The organism is Myxococcus vastator (genome assembly GCF_010894475.1).
Taxonomy (GTDB): Bacteria; Myxococcota; Myxococcia; order Myxococcales; family Myxococcaceae; genus Myxococcus; species Myxococcus vastator.
Genome location: NZ_JAAIYB010000187.1, coordinates 1 through 14,925, shown reverse-complemented (window position 1 = coordinate 14,925; position 14,925 = coordinate 1). Strand labels below are relative to the sequence as shown.

The following is a 14,925-nucleotide window of genomic DNA, read 5'->3' as shown; positions in this document are numbered from 1 at the left end:
AAGAGACAGATGTCCATGATGGGTGTGGCCTTCGCGACACAGATGGAGGCCGCGGTGGTCGCGGTGGTGGGCCTGGCGTTGTACGCGAGCAGCGCGCTGCTCACGAACAAGGCGCCGGCGGCGGCGGCCACCAGCGTCGCGAAGCAGGCGTAGTCGTCCGGAGGCGACAAAAAGAGGCCGGGTGCCCCCGCGTGGCGGCGCCGGGCCTCTTTCATTATGGTGCGCCGCCATGGCCAAGCCACAGTACTGGCTCATCAAGAGCGAGCCCTCCGTCTACGCCTACGCCCAGCTGGAGAAGGACGGGAGGACGGAGTGGACCGGCGTGCGCAACTTCGAGGCGCGCAACAACATCCGGGCGATGAAGCCCGGGGACCTCTGCCTCTACTACCACTCCAACGAGGACAAGGCCGTGGTGGGCGTGGCCCGGGTGCTCACGCCGCCGGGGCCGGACTCCACCGTGCCCGATGAGGACTGGGCCGCCACCTTCATGGGGCCCGTCACCGCCTTCACCCAGCCGGTGGACCTGGGCACCATCAAGGCCACCGCCGCGCTGAAGGATTTTCCGCTCGTCACCCGCGGCCGGCTGAGCGTGGCGGCTGTCTCCGCCGCGCACTTCAAGCAGGTGTTGAAGATGGGGAAGACCGTCCTGCCGAAGGAGTCCGGTGACACTGGTGGGGCGCCGCCCCCCAAGGGCATACTCCGGCGCCGTGAGCGCCCCTGACATCCGCGAGCTTCCGGCGCGGGAGACGCGCGGCCTCCGCCCCATGTGGCGCAACCTCGGAGCCTCGTGATGACCACCCTCCCCGACCTCGACCTCATCCGGACCTCCATCGAGCGCCTCGATGAGGAAATCCTCGATGCCCTCCGCCGCCGCATGGCGCTGGCGGACGACGTGGCCCGGGCGAAGCTGGCCGCCGCCGCGCCCTTCCGGGACCAGCGCCGCGAAGATTTGCTGCTGCGCCGCATCCGCACCCGCGCCGCGGAGCACGGCCTGGACCCGCACGAGGTGGAGCGCATCTGGCGGCTCTTCATCGACATGTCCGTGGCCCGGCAGCACGAGCTCGTCACCCGCCTGGACACCACGCCCCTGCGCGTGGCCTACCCCGGCGTGGAGGGCTCCTACAGCCACCTGGCCGCGCGCCGCCGCTACGGCCACCGCGCGGGGGGCGTGCTGCTGTCCGGCTTCGACCACGCGCGGGAGGCCGTGGAGGCGCTCCGCCGCGGCGAGCAGGACCTGGTGCTGCTGCCCATTGAAAACACCACCGCGGGCAGCATGAACGAGACGTACGACTTGCTCGCCGAGGGCGGCGTGGTCATCACCGCGGAGCTGGTCAGCCAGGTGGACCACCGCCTGCTGGGCCTGCCGGGCGCGAAGCTGGAGGGGCTGCGGGAGGTGCTGTCCCATCCGCAGGCGCTGGCGCAGTGCGAGGCGTTCCTCCGGGAGAAGGTGCCCTGGGCCCGCGCGGTGCCGGACGTGGACACCGGCGGCGCGGCGCAGAAGGTCCGCGAGCGCAACGACGCGTCGGTGGCGGCCATCGCCAGCGAGACGGCGGCGCAGCGCTTCGGCCTGGAGGTGCTCGCGGGCGAGCTGCAGCCGGCCTTCGACTACACGCGCTTCGTGGAGGTGGGCCGCGAGGCCACGCCCCTGGCACCCGGTGTGCCGTGCAAGACGTCCCTGCTGGTGGTGCTGGAGCACAAGCCCGGCACGCTGGGAGAGATGCTCCAGCGGCTCACCCTGCGCGGGGTGAACCTGAGCAAGCTGGAGTCGCGCCCCATTCCGGGGCAGCCGTGGCAGTACCGCTTCTACCTGGACGTGGAGGGCCACGCCGCCTCCGCGGCGGTGACGGCGGCGCTGGACGACATCCGGCCGCTCACCTCGTCGCTGCGCGTGCTGGGGACGTATGCGCGCGCGGAGGCGCCTCATGCCTGAGTCGCCGCGGCGCATCGCCTTCCAGGGCGAGCCTGGCGCCTACGGAGAAGAGGCCCTGCGCGCGCTGCATGGCGCAGGCGTGGAGGCCGTCCCCTGCCTCACCTTCCGCGCCGTCTTCGAAGCCGTGGCCGAAGGGCGCGTGCACGGCGGCGTGGTGCCGGTGGAGAGCTCGCTGGGCGGGCCCGTGGCGGAGACGGTGGACCTGCTGCTGGAGCATGACGTGCCGGTGACGGGCGAGCTGTCGCTGCGCATCCGCCACTGCCTGCTGGCCCCGCCGGGCCTGGCCCTGGACGACGTCCAGCAGGCGCTCTCCCACCCGCAGGCCCTGGCGCAGTGCGCGGGCTACCTGCGCCGGCGGGGCATCACCCCGCTGCCGGAGACGAACACCGCCATCGCCGCGCGAAAGGTGGCGGAGGAGAAGCCTCCGCACACGGCCGCCATCGCCAGCCGCATGTCCGCGGGCCTGTATGGACTGGCCGTGCTGGAGGAAGGCGTGGAGGACTCGCCGGACAACTACACGCGCTTCGTCTCCCTGGGGCCCGCGCCCGAGCGGGCCTGGACGCGGCGGAAGACGGCGCTGGCCTTCACCGTGGAGAACGGGCCGGGCGCGCTGTACCGAGTGCTGAGCGCCTTCTCCTCGCGCGGCCTCAACGTGGCGCGGCTGGAGTCCCGGCCCCAGCGCCGCGCCTGGGAGTACGTGTGGTGCCTGGACGTGGACGGCGCGCTGGAGGACCCGCGGGTGCGCGAGGCGGTGGCCGCGGCCCAGGCCGCCTGCGTCACCCTGCGGGTGCTCGGAAGCTACGGCGTGGTGTGAGGCGCGCTCAGGCGCTGGTGGCCTGGAGCCCGTCACCGTGCTGCACGGCCGTCTCGTACGCGGCGCGCACCAGCTGGACGTAGCGCTGCAGCGCGGGAAGCTGCTCCATGCGCAGCGCCTGGGGCCCGTCACACAGGGCGGCCTCCGGCTGCGGGTGGAAATCCACCAGCACCATGGACGCACCGGCGATGATGCCCTGGCCAATGGCGTGGAAGACGTCCGGCAGCCCGTCCGGCGGCGGCGCGGCCTGGCCAATGGCGTGCGACGGGTCCACGCACACCGGCAGGCGCGTCAGCCGGCGCACCACGGGCACATGGGCGAAGTCCACCATGTTGCGGTGCGGGTCACCCAGGTGCGTCTTCACGCCGCGGAGGCAGAAGATGATTTTCGGGTTGCCCTCGCTCGCCACGTACTCACACGCGTTGAGCGACTCCTCCAGGGTGATGCCCATGCCGCGCTTGAAGAGCACCGGGAAGACGCGCTGCTGGCCAATGCTCTTGAGCAGCTCGAAGTTCTGCGCGTTGCGCGTGCCCACCTGGAGCATGACGCCGGTGGCGTTGCCGGAGCGCTCCAGCGCGTCGCGAATCTCGTCGATGTGACGCGGGTGCGTCACCTCCATCGCGATGACCTTGATGCCGTGCTTGCCCGCCGACTCGAACACCCAGGGCAGGCAGGCGGCGCCCAGGCCCTGGAACTCGTAGGGGTTGGTGCGGGGCTTGTAGGCGCCCATGCGCGTGGTGCGGATGCCGCAGCGCGCGAGCGCCGCCATCATCGTGTCCACGTTCTCCGGGTTGTCCACGGCACACAGGCCGGCGAACACATTCACGGAGCGCTCGTCGAAGCTGACGCCGTTGTACTCGAAGCCCGCGGACGTCCGCTGGCCCTTGTGCCGGCCGATGACGCGGTACTTCTGCGACACGCGCACCACCTGCCGCACGCCCGGAATCTGCTCGAAGGGCTCCACCGGCACCTGCGCCGTGGAACCCAGGAGGTAGATTTCCGTAATCGTGTACTCGGAGCCCCCGATGACGTGCGTCCGAGGCGTCACTCCCTTGTACTGCGCAGCCACCTGGAGGACGGCGGACACCACGGACTCAGGCGAGTCCGGCTCGAGCATGACGATCATCTTGGATTCTCCCGGGCGGCGTTGTCGGACTTTACGCGAATTGCGTGAAGTATAGCGGAAAAAGGCCGCGTCAGGTGTAACACTTCGAGCCGCTTTGCCGCGTCCGGACTTGAAACCGGAATGGGGCTTCGTCTCGTCCAGGCCCCGGCGGGCCGCCTGCTAGGCCGGCACGGGGCGGAGCCGGGTGGCGAGCTGGGCGTAGTGGTCCCGCTGAGCGGAATCCCCCAGGTGTTCCCACACGTCGGCCAGGGCCCGGGCGCACTCGGAGGAGCCGGGGGACAGCGTCAGCGCCAGCTCGAAGACGTGGCGGGCCTGCCGGTAGCGCGCCTTGTCCGGGCGGCGGGAGCCCCGCGTCAGCAGCGCGTTGCCCAGGGTGTAGATTTGGACGGCGGCGGACTCGCGGTAGCCCGGCGTGGGGTTGAGCTGCATGGCGCGCTGGAGCAGCAGCGCGGCGGCCTCCGGCTCCCCCAGCTCCAACTGGCAGAGGGCGGCGTCGCGGTGGGCCTCGGCCTCCGTGGGGTCCACTTCGATGGCGCGCTCGAAGCAGCCCAGCGCCTCCTCGAAGCGCTCCAGCGTGGCCAGCGACGCCCCCTTCCCGGTGAGCGCGGGGACGTGCTTGGGGTCCACGGCGAGCACCTTGTTGAACGCGAGAATGGCCGCCTCGTGGTTGCCCGCCATGGACAGGCTCACGCCCTCATTGAAGGCCGCGAACAGCAACTTGGACATCTTTCCCCCAGCGCAAGGGTGACACCGGCCGCGCTCCTGGGCCGGAGGGTCAGCCTGTCACCGGGGAAGTCCCCATGGAAAGACGTCATTCCCGGGCGCGCTTTCGTCCCGCTGATGGGAGCCATTGGCCCCTGCGTCAGTCAGATGCGCAGGCCCACCTGCACCCCCGGCCACAGGCGCACGCCCCCCGCGTCCAGGCTCGGCAGGCGGCTCGGGTTCGACGCGGGCTCCCCGCTGACGTCATGCAGCACGTTGAGCGTGGGTCCGCCGATGATGGCCAGGTTCGGCGCCACCTGGAACCCCGCCACCAGCCGGAGCTGATGCAGGAGGCGGTCGCCTTCGAAGGACACGTTCCAGTCGTAGAGGGTGTTCGACACCGCGTCCACGTCCAGGAAGAAGCGCTCGGACACCGGGATATGCGCGCCGAGCCCCAGGCCCAGCGACCAGTGACTGGGACCGCGCGCCCCCTCCATGGAGCCCATGCCCAGCACGAGCGTCGTGTAGAGGTAGCGGCTGCCCACCTTGATGGCGGTGTTGGCGTAGTTGAAGTCACTGCCGAAGGCCTCGACGTGGAACTGGCCGTTGCGCGCGATGCTCACCAGGCCCACCGGCACACCGGACTCCAGCTCCCGCGACACGTTCACCAGCCCGAGCTGGAGGCCGTTCATCCGCCCCGCCACGTTGACGAGGCCCACCTGCGCGCCCTTCACGTCGCCGCCCACGTTGAGGAGGGACAGCTGCGCGCCCCGGGCCTCCGCCGCCCAGTTCAGGCCCACGGCCACCTGGAGGCCCGTCACCCGGTCCCGCGCATGGTTGAACCCCACCGCGCCCTGCACGCCGTCAACGTCCCCCGCCGTCCAGTTGCCGCCCACGGCCAGCTGCGCGCCCGCCAGCGACGTGCCGGACACGTTGGCCCCCACCGCGAGCTGCCCCAGCGTGCCGCTGGCCCGCGCCAGGTTGAGGCCAATCGCGGCCTGAAGGCCCTCCGCCTTTCCATGCGTCCAGTTGCCGCCAATGGCCCACTGCGTGCCCGACATGTCGCCCCGCACCACGTTCGCGCCCAGGGCCAGCTGCAGCCCGTCCACCTGGTCCGTGGCCACGTTCGCGCCCAGGGCCACCGCCACGCCGTCCAGCCGCGCCATGCGTGACATGCCCATGGACACGGAGAGGTGGTTGTCCACGGGCTCGCCGGAAGTCATCAGGTCATTCGTCTGGAGGCCGGGGAACAGGCCCACGTTGACGAAGCGCGACCGGCGCCCGCTGCCCGCCGCGGCGACCTCCGGCGCGCCCGCAGAGACCGTCGCGGGCAGGGCCCCGCCGCCGCGCATGGCCGTCAGCTCCCCCTGCACCGCGCGGAAGGCGGAGGCCGCCAGCACCGTCCGGCCGCCCTCCCCCAGCTCGAACTCCGCCCGCGAGGTCTGGTCCAGCACCTTGCGCATCACCGAATAGCGGCCCTTCTGCAGCCCCAGCTCGGTGGTGCGGCCCGCGTACTTCTTCAGCTCCACCACCAGACGTCCCTGGGAATCGCGGACGTAGAGCCGCCCGTCCACCAGGTCCTCCAGGACGAGCACCGCGGCGGTGGAGCGCAGGTCCGTCATCACCAGGTCGCCGGTGCCCGCCAGCTCGATGTCATACGCGGGGTGCTGCGCCCCGGCCCGCGTCTCCTCCGTGCGGGCCAGCGTCTCGTGGAAGGCGAACTGGTAGGCCTCGTGCAGCGTCACCCGGCCGTCCCCGGAGACGTCCGCCGCGCCCCGCAGGCCGGACACCAGGTTGTGGGTGAAGAACGAGCCGCCGATGCGGTCGGACTCCTGGGACACCTCGTCCTCGGAAGACGACGTGAGGATGGCGTGGCCGCGCACCGCGGAGGACGCATCCACCATGAAGGCGGGACGCCGCACCCCGCCCTTCTGGCGGGCCAGCGTGCCGGACGCGCACGAGTCCAGGATGGCGATGCGCACGTCGGCGGGAAGCGACTCCAGCGCCTGGCGCAGTTCGCGGTAGCCGAAGCGGTCCTTCTGCAGGAGCAGCCCCTGCTCGTCGGAGTGGCCCGAATAGTAGATGAGCGCCTCGATGCGCGTGCCCGGCGTGGTCGCCGCCGCCACCATCGCCTTGAAGCGGACCAGGGCGGACTCCAACGCCGCGCGGTCGCCCTCCAGCAGCAGCAACGTGTCCCGCGGCTGCACCCCGCCGAGCTCCTCCAGCACGTTGCCGAACGAGCGCGCATCCGTGACGGCGTACCGGAGCCGGGCACGTCCCTCGCCCCCGTCGTTGACGCCCACCAGCAGCGCGAAGCGGCGCACCGACGCCCGCGGCGCCGAGGACGTGGGCGCCGCGGCGGCCAGGGCGGGCACGAGCAGGAGCGAAAACAGGAGGGACCGCGTCATCACCGCACCTTTTCCAACGTGAAGGACGTCTGGCCCAGGGTATCCGGAAGTGGCAGCGGCAGGGTGCGCGCGTCGCCGGGCTGGCGGGCGAGCGCGCGCGCCGCCTCCAGGACCGACGCCACCTCCAGGGGGGCCTCGGACGTGACGAAGAGGAAGCGCTCGAAGTCCGGCGCGTCATCGAGCTCGTAGGCGTGGGCCAGCGGCACCACCTCGCCGGGGCCCAGCTCCGTGCTCCCCGTCAGCGTGGAGGGGTGGTGCAGCGTCACGGCGCCGCGCCCATCCACCGACACCACGACCCCATGGCGGCGTCCACCCGGCACGTAGCTCAGTTGCAGGACGTCACCGCGGCGCGCCCGGGCCTGTTCACCGAGCAGCTCCGGCTCGCCCGCGCCCTGCCGGTGGACCCGCAGACGCGGCCCGCCCTTGATGCGCACGGTGTCCAGCATCACGATGAGCGGCACCGGTGACTCGGGCGGCTCCGGCTGCGCCTCCGGCGCGGACATGAAGAGCAGCGCCAGCGAGGCGGCCACGGGGATGCTGAGTGACAGCCCATGCCACCCCTGCGAGTCGCCGCGCCGCGCCGCCGCCGCGCGGACCCGGGCCTGGTGCTCGCGTCGGGCCACCTCGGCGGCGACCGCGGCGGGCGGATGGCGCTCCAGCGTCTGGCGGGAGTCGGCGTCCAGCCGGGCCAGCCTCGCGGCGCCGCCGGGCTCACGCTCGAGCCGGGCTCGCGCGGCGGACAGCGCCGCTGCCGGCAGCTCGCCCAGGATGATTCGCTCCAGAAGCCAGTCAGGGGTGCCAGGGGCCATGCGCAGTGCGTCTCCAGCGCGGCGAGGAGCCCTCGGTGCCCATGTCCCGCCGCCTCCGGCCTCGCGCGTCTCCTGGAACACCGGGCCCTCGAAAATCTGTCACCCGCCCCGGCTCACAGGGTGAGGACCATCAGCTCCTCGTCGAGGAAGGTCTCCCCCACCTTCAGCGCGTTGGGCTCCACGCCGTAGGTCCGGAACCCCAGCGAGCGGTACAGCGCGTGCGCGGGCGCGTTCCCCACCGCGACGGCGAGCAGCAGGCACTTGAGGCCGCCCAGCTTCCGCGCCTCGTCGATGAGCGCGGTCAGCAGCCGCCGGCCCACGCCCCGCGAGCGGACCTCCGGCGCCACGTACATGCCCCACACCACCGCCTTGTGCGCCAGCCGGGCCCGGGACTCGCGCTTCAACCCCAGCGCGCCCACGAGCTGCCCCCCGTGGAAGGCCCCCAGGACACACCGGGACTCGCCCACCAGCCAGCCGCGCACGGTCTCCAGGGGCAGCGCCGCGTCCTCCTCCTCCGAGGCCGCGAAGGACTCCGGGTTGTCCCGCAGCCCCCTGAGTCGCAGCGCCTTGAACGCCTCCGCGTCCTCCGCCACCAGCCCGCGGATGACGACCTGGGTCGGTCCGGCGCCGCGGCCCTCCGCCTCCAGGAGCGCCGTGTATCCCGCGATGAAGTCCGGGTAGCGCGGCGCCCAGCCGAGCGACTTCAGGCGCGCGTTGGAGATGGCGCGGTCGCCTCGCACCGTCTCGTTGAGCTGCTCCACGGGAATGCGGGGCGGCATCGGGACGCCCAGGCGCTGGCTGAGCCAGGCCACCGGCTCCTCGGTGGGCGCGGCGCGGTCATCCGCGACGCAGTACAGGGCGCCGGGCGCTCCGCGCGTCAGTACCACGCGGATGGACTCCACCAGGTCATCGACATGGATGCGGGAGATGCGTCCGCCGCCGCCTTCGGGCAGCCGGAGCGCCCCCGACAGCAGGCGCGTGTGCATGCCGCGCCCGGGCCCGTAGATGCCGGCGATGCGCATCACCATGGCGCCCAGCGGCAGGTAGCGCGACTCCGCCTCGATGCGCTCGCGCGATGACGGCGTGGACAGCTCCACCGGGGTGTCCTCGTCCACGTGGCCCCGCGCGCGGCCATAGACGCCGGTGGAGGACAGGTAGACGAGCCGCGCGGGAGCCTGGCCGGCCAGCGCCGAGGCGATGCGCGGGTCCCACCCCGCGTCGGGCGGCACCGAGACGACGACGTGCGCCCCCGCGGTGCGCGTGAGCGCGTCCTCCAGGTCGGTGACGCGGGCGCCGGCGCGCTCCAGCTCGGCCCGGCGCGCGGCGTCACGCGTGGCCGCCAGCACGTCGCGCCCGGCGCGGGCCTCCGCCACCGCGAGCCGCGTGAGCGTGTAACCGGACCCCAGGAGGACGAGAGGAGGCGTCATGTCCCCGCGATAGCGAGACCGCGGGGACAGTGCAAGCGACGCTTACGGCGCGCCTACAGCTCCGCGCTCGAGCGCGGGTCGATGATGCCGCACTCCTTGATTTTGTAGAGGAGCGCCTTGTAGCTGATGCGCAGCTTGGTGGCCGCGCGCCGCTTGTTCCACGCGGTGCGTTGGAGCATGGCGAGAATCGCCTCGCGCTCGGCCAGCATCGCGGCCCGCTTGCCGATGTCCTTCAGGGACGGCTCCCCCGCGGGCGCGGGCGGCGGCGGCGGCTGTGGCACGTCGAAGGGATTGACGTAGCGCGGCGCGGCCACCACCGCGTTCGCGGACTCCATCAACATGGGCGCGTGCGCGGGCGGCGCCAGCGGCGCGACGGACGCAAGCCCGAAGGCAGCCCCGCGCGACGGCATCTCCAGCACCTGCACGGCGGGCGGCGGCGTGCGGAAGCCCTCGTCGTGCGCGCGGCCGAAGGGCCCACCGTCGTCACCCGCGTAGGACGTGGGCAGGGACGGCGCGCTCGCGGGAGCGCGGACCCCGGCCCGAAGCTCGTCGAGCACCAGCGTCGGATCCTTCAGCACGCACAGCCGGCGGACCATGTTCTCCAGCTCACGCACGTTGCCCGGCCAGTCGTAGTCCGCGAAGGCGTGCAGCACCTCCGTGGGCAGCTCGGACACGCCGCTGATGTAGCCGCGGCCGTACTTCTTGAGGAAGTGGTCCGTCAGGGGCACCACGTCCTCACGGCGCTCGCGCAGGGCCGGCAGGCGGATGGCCACCACGTTGAGGCGGTAGAAGAGGTCCTCGCGGAAGTTGCCCAGCGCGATTTCCTTCTCCAGGTCGCGGTTGGTGGCCACGACGACGCGGCTGTCCACGCGCACGCTCTTCTTGCCACCGACGCGGAAGAACTCCTCGTCCTGGAGCACCTGGAGCAGCTTGGCCTGGAGCCGGATGGCCATCTCGCCAATCTCGTCCAGGAAGATGGTGCCCTGGTCGGCCAGCTCGAACTTGCCGGGCTTCTCCGCGGTGGCGCCGGTGAAGGCGCCGCGCTCGTGGCCGAACAGCTCGCTCTCCAGCAGCTCGCCGGGCAGCGCCGCGCAGTTCACCTTGATGAACGGACGGTTGCGCCGCTGGCTGCGCGCGTGAATCTCCCGCGCGATGACCTCCTTGCCCGTGCCGGACTCACCCAGCAGCAGCACCGGGACGTCGGTGTCGGCGATGCGCTCCACCAGCGCGCGCGCGCGGCGCATGGCGGGCGAGGTGGAGATGAGGACGCGCTGCTCCTGCGCCGGCTCCGCCGCCGGTATCACCCCGCGCGCGGGCAGGACGGGCGCCACGACCTGGCGCTCCGGCGCCCGCGTTCCCAGGGCCCGGGCCAGCGCGTCCTGGAGCTCGTCGTTGCCGAACGGCTTGGCCAGGTAGTCGCTGGCGCCCATCTTCATCGCGCGCACGGCGTCGTCCGCCCCCGACAGCGCGCTGAGCACGATGACGGGCGCCCCGCCGCCCATGGCCTGGTAGCGGCGCAGCACCTCCAGACCGCTCATCTCCGGCATCACCACGTCCAGCAACACCGCGTCGAAGGAGCCGCCTGACAGCATCTCCAGCGCCTGGCTGCCGTTCGCGGCACAGCGCACCTGGTACCCCGCACTGCCGAGCAGCTCAGACAGAAACGTGCGCACCGACTCTTCGTCATCCACCACCAGCACCGCGATCCGGTCCATCCCCTCGCCTCCACTCGCCCGCTGCATCGAAGTCCGACCACCCTCACACCGACAGCCGGGAGGTGCTCCCGACCATCCGGCGAAACTCTCGTGCGCGTCGCATGTCCTGCTGCGCCGCGCTCAGCAACTGCGTGGGCGTGCCCACCGAGTCCGGGAAGCTCACCGTTCCCAGCTCCAGTGACGCACGCACCACCTTCCCCTCCACCTGGAAGCGCGCCGTGTCGAAGCGCGCCGCCACGCGGCCTACCACCTCCTGAACCGACTCCGCGGGCGTCCCCGGCAGCATCAGCGCGAACTGACAGTCACCCACGCGTGCCACCGCGTCCGCGTCGCGCACCGTCTGCCCCAGCACCACCGCGCTGTACACCAGCAGACGCTCCGCCATGCCGCGCCCGAACTCCTTGCGGAAGGCCGACCAGCCCCCCACCTCCGCCGCCATCACGGAGAAGCCGCCGCCGTAGCGCTCCGCCCGCCGCGCCTCCAGGCTGATGAGCTCCAGCAGGAAGGGCCGGTTGTAGAGCCCCGTCACCGGGTCATGAAGCGCCTGGGCCGTGCCGGACTCCTCCCCCGCCGCCGCCCGCAGCACCGCGTCCTTCAGCTTCAGCTGGGCGTGGAGCTTGGTCGCCAGCTCCACGCCAGTGCCCGAACGAGGCACCAGGTCCACGCATTGCCCCCGCTCCAGGCAGTACCGCCGGGCCTCGGCGTCCCGCTCATCCACCAGGTAGAGCAGCGGCACCGCGCCATGGCTGAGCTGCCGCAACCGGCGCGCGACCTGGACGGCCGCGAAGTCAGGCGCCTGCGCGGCCAGCAACACCGCGGCCGGGCGGATGACCTCGAAGAGCGGCACCGCCGCGTCGAAGCGCGTCACCGGCACCACCCGGAAGCCGGCCTCCCCCAGGAGCAACCGGGTCCGCTCCAGGTCTGCTGCTCGTGGCTCGACGACGAGCACGGTGGGCGGCTGTCCGGCCTTGCCCACTCGCTTCCTTCGCACACCCACCGTTCCACCTTCCCGCGTAATTTTTCTCCGCCGCTTTTCGAGGCCCACCCCGGATTTACAGCCTCGAACCCCATCCCGACTTCTTCATCCCCTCGGATTTACTAGCGAAGGGAAGCTGGCTACCCATCCTGGGCAGCGGATTTAGCAATGGCTGTGCCACCTTTGACCTCATGCAGCCGCGCCTCGAACTCGGCGGCGTCCACGTGGTGCTTGAAGGCAGGCACCCCCTCGATGACGACCACGGGGATGTCGTAACGCCAGGCGGTGAAGGCCTCCGCGTCCTCCAGGATGGAGATGATCCGCAGGTCGAAGGGGATGCGAGCACGCACGGACTCCACGACGGCGGCCGCCTTGTCACAGAGAGAGCAATTGGGTTTCGAGTAGATATCGACGCGCATGCGGGGCAGGATGGACGGTTAATGCGTGGCTTGTCTGGCGACTTCTCGACGATGCCTCTCAAGGACCTCGTCGTCTATCTCGGGAACCGGCGAGCGACGGGGTCCCTGAAGGTGGAGCGTGGGGACGTGCGCAAGCAACTGGAGCTGCGCGAAGGCCATGTGGTCAGCGCCAGTTCCAACCAGCCGCGCGAGTTCTTCGGTCAGTTCCTCATCAATATGGGCCACCTGACGGAGGACCAGTTGGAGAAGGCGTTCTCCACCCAGGCGGAGACGCGCATCTTCCTGGGGAAGATTCTGGTGATGACGGGGCTGGTGCCGGAAGCCACGGTGCGCGGCACGCTCAGCCACAAGTTCCGGGAGATGATTCTCGACGCCTTCCATTGGGAGGACGGCGACTTCGTCTTCGAGGCGGCGGACACGGCGCCGGAGGTCGCGGGCCTGGACGTCACCGTGGACCTGCTGGACGTCCACCGCGAGGGCGAGTTCCGGGAGACGGCCTGGCAGGCCATCCGCGCCGTCTTCCCCTCCGGCGCGGTCCGGCTCGCGGTGGACGAGCGCAAGCTGCCCGAGCGCAAGCCCGGGAGCATGGACGAGCGCATCGTCCAGCTCATCAAGGAAGGCCTCACCATCGACGGCATCGCGCTGGCGCTGCACGCCACGGACTTCTTCCTCTACCAGCGGCTGTACGCGCTCTACCGCCTGGACGCGGTGAAGGTGTCCGACGAGCCGCCCGAGTCCGAGATGTCCGTGGTGGTGGAGGAGGACGGAGAGCCGGGCATCATCGGCTCGGAGACGTCGTCGGACGAGGTGCTCCAGGCCGCGCAGCTGTTCCTCGACGCGGGCAACGCGCGGGACGGCGAGGCGCTGGCGCGGCGGGCGCATGAGATGTCGCCCTCCGCTCGCACGGCGGAGTTCGTCAAGGCGGCCCAGGAGAAGCTCCTGGTGCACCTGCGCAAGGAGCTGGCCGAGCCGCCCCAGGTCCCCACGCTCCAGGTCGCTCCCGGGCACCTGAAGACGCTCCAGCTCTCCGCGCCGGAGCGCTACCTGCTGTCGCGCATCGACGGACGGCGCGACGTGGCCGCCATCGTCCACGTGTCGCCGCTGCAGGAGCTGGATGCGCTGAAGTTCTTCGCCGGCTTCGTGGACGCGGGGCTGGTGAAGCTGACGCCGCGCTGACGGACGCGTCAGTGCTCGCCGGCGGCGGAGGCCGGGGCCGTCATCTCCACGGGCGCGGGCAGCCGCTCCAGGCCCAGGCGGAGCGCCTCGCGTCCCAGCCAGGTGCCCCGGATGCGCCACTTGGGGTCATTGACGATGATGGCGGCCACGGCGACGCGAGGGTTGTCCTTGGGCGCGAAGCCCACGAACCAGGAGTAGTCGCGGAAGGGCTCGCGGTCGGCCAGGGAGCCTGTCTTGCCCACGGCTTCGTCCACGCGGAAGCCGCGCTCGCGGAACACGGCGCGCGCGGTGCCGTGCGTGACGGTCTCCTCCAGCATCACCGTGAGGTCCTTCGCGGCCTCCGGTGAGAGGACGGGCTCGCCTTCCACCGGGAGCAGCGGCGCCGGGCCTTCGGGCTCGAAGATGATGGGGTCCACCCAGCGGCCCTCGTTGGCGGCCACCGCGGCGACGAGCGCGCCGTGCAGCGGGGACAGGTACACGTCCCCGAAGCCCGCGCCCGTGTTGGCCAGGCTGAACGGCTCCTCCGGAATGGCGGCGAGCGACACGTCCGTCGGCACGGGGAACTCAATCTCACGGTTGAAGCGGAAGCGGGCCGCCATGCGGCGCAGCGAGTCCACGCTGAGGTGCTTGTTCGTCAGCTTGGCGAAGATGACGTTGGCGCTCCTGCCCATGGCCAGCGCCAGCGAATAGCAGGAGCCGTCCCGCTCGCTGTCCTGCAGGAGCTTCTCGGAGAGGCGCCGCTTGCCGCCGTGGAAGCACTCTTCCGTCTCCGGCGTGACGCCAGCTTCCAGCAGCGCGCTGCCGGTGATGATCTTGAAGACGCTGGCCGCGGGGAACACCGCGCGGACCGGCAGGCCCCGCAGCTCCGGCCTCGCCGCCGAGTGCTCCGCCAGCGCCAGCACCCGTCCGGTGGACGGCTCCAGCACCACGGCCGCGCCGTAGGGCGTCTCATAATTGCGGAGGATCTGCGTCAGCGACGCCTGCAGCACCGGGTCGATGGTGAGCTGCTTCTTCTTGCCGCCCTTCTCCTTCACCACCAGCTTCCCGCCCTCCAGCGTCGCGCGGGCCATGAGGTCCGCGGACCTGGGCAGCGGCTTCACCTTGGCGATGGGCGGCGCCTTCGCGCGCGAGGGCACGGGAACGGGCGGAACCATCCCCGGCTCCGCGGCCAGCGCCGCAAGGCCCCCGTCCGGCGACTCGCCCCCGAGCACGGCCGCGGCGGACACGGCGGCGGAGCCTGAAGTCCCCGCGTCCGTCTGCGCGCCCTGCGACGCCGTGCCAGGGGCGGTCGCCCCCACCCCACCGTCCTCGGAGACACCTGCGGACGCGGGCTGCTCCGGCTCGGTCGCGCCAAGGACGAGGACCAGGGGGAGCAGCGCGGCGGCGGACAGGAGACGGCGGTGGAGGCGCATTGCTACGGGGG

Annotated in this window: 13 protein-coding genes; 4 read left to right on the top strand and 9 right to left on the bottom strand. The window is 71.8% G+C overall.

Translation table 11 applies throughout. From position 1 onward, the window contains the following. Positions 1 to 229 precede the first annotated feature (229 nt). From G4D87_RS19490 to pheA, 3 genes are all read left to right on the top strand, one after another. Positions 230 to 721: an EVE domain-containing protein gene (locus G4D87_RS19490; protein ID WP_240358416.1), complete on the top strand. Its 492-nt coding sequence runs from the start codon at positions 230 to 232 to the stop codon at positions 719 to 721. A 69-nt stretch (positions 722 to 790) separates the two neighbouring features. Further along, positions 791 to 1,930: a bifunctional chorismate mutase/prephenate dehydratase gene (locus G4D87_RS19485; protein ID WP_163783568.1), complete on the top strand. Its 1,140-nt coding sequence runs from the start codon at positions 791 to 793 to the stop codon at positions 1,928 to 1,930. Beyond that, positions 1,923 to 2,744, top strand: a complete 822-nt coding sequence (pheA, locus tag G4D87_RS19480; protein ID WP_163783567.1) for a prephenate dehydratase — start codon at positions 1,923 to 1,925, stop codon at positions 2,742 to 2,744. The genes G4D87_RS19485 and pheA overlap by 8 nt, the downstream gene beginning before the upstream one ends. Positions 2,745 to 2,751: 7 nt before the next feature. Here pheA and G4D87_RS19475 read toward each other — a convergent pair whose 3' ends face one another. The 8 genes from G4D87_RS19475 to G4D87_RS19440 all read right to left on the bottom strand — a co-directional run bounded on the left by G4D87_RS19475 (position 2,752) and on the right by G4D87_RS19440 (position 12,326). Continuing rightward, on the bottom strand, positions 2,752 to 3,870 hold the full coding sequence (locus G4D87_RS19475; protein ID WP_163783566.1) for a 3-deoxy-7-phosphoheptulonate synthase: 1,119 nt from the start codon (positions 3,868 to 3,870) through the stop codon (positions 2,752 to 2,754). 159 nt (positions 3,871 to 4,029) lie between these two features. Further along, a complete protein-coding gene (locus tag G4D87_RS19470; RefSeq protein ID WP_163783565.1) occupies positions 4,030 to 4,596 on the bottom strand; it encodes a tetratricopeptide repeat protein in 567 nt (188 codons plus the stop codon). A gap of 140 nt (positions 4,597 to 4,736) precedes the next feature. Beyond that, the gene (locus G4D87_RS19465; RefSeq protein ID WP_163783564.1) at positions 4,737 to 6,980 is read right to left on the bottom strand and encodes a caspase family protein; all 2,244 of its coding nucleotides are present in this window, start codon (positions 6,978 to 6,980) and stop codon (positions 4,737 to 4,739) included. Then, the gene (locus tag G4D87_RS19460) at positions 6,980 to 7,789 is read right to left on the bottom strand and encodes an ActD protein (RefSeq protein ID WP_163783563.1); all 810 of its coding nucleotides are present in this window, start codon (positions 7,787 to 7,789) and stop codon (positions 6,980 to 6,982) included. Before G4D87_RS19460 ends, G4D87_RS19465 begins: the two co-directional genes overlap by 1 nt. Positions 7,790 to 7,902: 113 nt before the next feature. Then, complete coding sequence (locus G4D87_RS19455) at positions 7,903 to 9,216, bottom strand: GNAT family N-acetyltransferase (RefSeq protein ID WP_163783562.1); 1,314 nt, start codon at positions 9,214 to 9,216, stop codon at positions 7,903 to 7,905. Between the two features lie 53 nt (positions 9,217 to 9,269). Then, the gene (locus G4D87_RS19450) at positions 9,270 to 10,931 is read right to left on the bottom strand and encodes a sigma-54-dependent transcriptional regulator (RefSeq protein ID WP_163783561.1); all 1,662 of its coding nucleotides are present in this window, start codon (positions 10,929 to 10,931) and stop codon (positions 9,270 to 9,272) included. Between the two features lie 43 nt (positions 10,932 to 10,974). After that, positions 10,975 to 11,907 (bottom strand): GGDEF domain-containing protein, encoded by a 933-nt coding sequence (locus G4D87_RS19445; RefSeq protein ID WP_163783569.1) that lies wholly within the window; start codon positions 11,905 to 11,907, stop codon positions 10,975 to 10,977. A gap of 140 nt (positions 11,908 to 12,047) precedes the next feature. Next, positions 12,048 to 12,326 carry a glutaredoxin family protein gene (locus tag G4D87_RS19440; protein WP_163783560.1) on the bottom strand — a complete coding sequence of 93 codons (279 nt, stop codon included), beginning with the start codon at positions 12,324 to 12,326 and terminating at the stop codon, positions 12,048 to 12,050. 21 nt (positions 12,327 to 12,347) lie between these two features. Between G4D87_RS19440 and G4D87_RS19435 the strand changes: the two genes are divergently transcribed. Continuing rightward, positions 12,348 to 13,502, top strand: coding sequence for a DUF4388 domain-containing protein (locus G4D87_RS19435; protein WP_163783559.1), 1,155 nt, complete (start codon positions 12,348 to 12,350; stop codon positions 13,500 to 13,502). 8 nt (positions 13,503 to 13,510) lie between these two features. Here the strand turns inward: G4D87_RS19435 and G4D87_RS19430 are convergent. Next, on the bottom strand, positions 13,511 to 14,925 hold a 1,415-nt coding region (locus G4D87_RS19430), incomplete at its 5' end, for a penicillin-binding transpeptidase domain-containing protein (RefSeq protein WP_240358415.1).

Bases quoted from the DNA above. Each gene is read 5' to 3' on its own strand.
- G4D87_RS19490 (WP_240358416.1), top strand. From the start codon at position 230: ATGGCCAAGCCACAGTACTGGCTCATCAAGAGCGAGCCCTCCGTCTAC.
- G4D87_RS19470 (WP_163783565.1), bottom strand. From the start codon at position 4,596: ATGTCCAAGTTGCTGTTCGCGGCCTTCAATGAGGGCGTGAGCCTGTCC.
- pheA (WP_163783567.1), top strand. From the start codon at position 1,923: ATGCCTGAGTCGCCGCGGCGCATCGCCTTCCAGGGCGAGCCTGGCGCC.
- G4D87_RS19465 (WP_163783564.1), bottom strand. From the start codon at position 6,980: ATGACGCGGTCCCTCCTGTTTTCGCTCCTGCTCGTGCCCGCCCTGGCC.
- G4D87_RS19485 (WP_163783568.1), top strand. From the start codon at position 791: ATGACCACCCTCCCCGACCTCGACCTCATCCGGACCTCCATCGAGCGC.
- G4D87_RS19460 (WP_163783563.1), bottom strand. From the start codon at position 7,789: ATGGCCCCTGGCACCCCTGACTGGCTTCTGGAGCGAATCATCCTGGGC.
- G4D87_RS19475 (WP_163783566.1), bottom strand. From the start codon at position 3,870: ATGATCGTCATGCTCGAGCCGGACTCGCCTGAGTCCGTGGTGTCCGCC.
- G4D87_RS19440 (WP_163783560.1), bottom strand. From the start codon at position 12,326: ATGCGCGTCGATATCTACTCGAAACCCAATTGCTCTCTCTGTGACAAG.
- G4D87_RS19450 (WP_163783561.1), bottom strand. From the start codon at position 10,931: ATGGACCGGATCGCGGTGCTGGTGGTGGATGACGAAGAGTCGGTGCGC.
- G4D87_RS19455 (WP_163783562.1), bottom strand. From the start codon at position 9,216: ATGACGCCTCCTCTCGTCCTCCTGGGGTCCGGTTACACGCTCACGCGG.
- G4D87_RS19435 (WP_163783559.1), top strand. From the start codon at position 12,348: ATGCGTGGCTTGTCTGGCGACTTCTCGACGATGCCTCTCAAGGACCTC.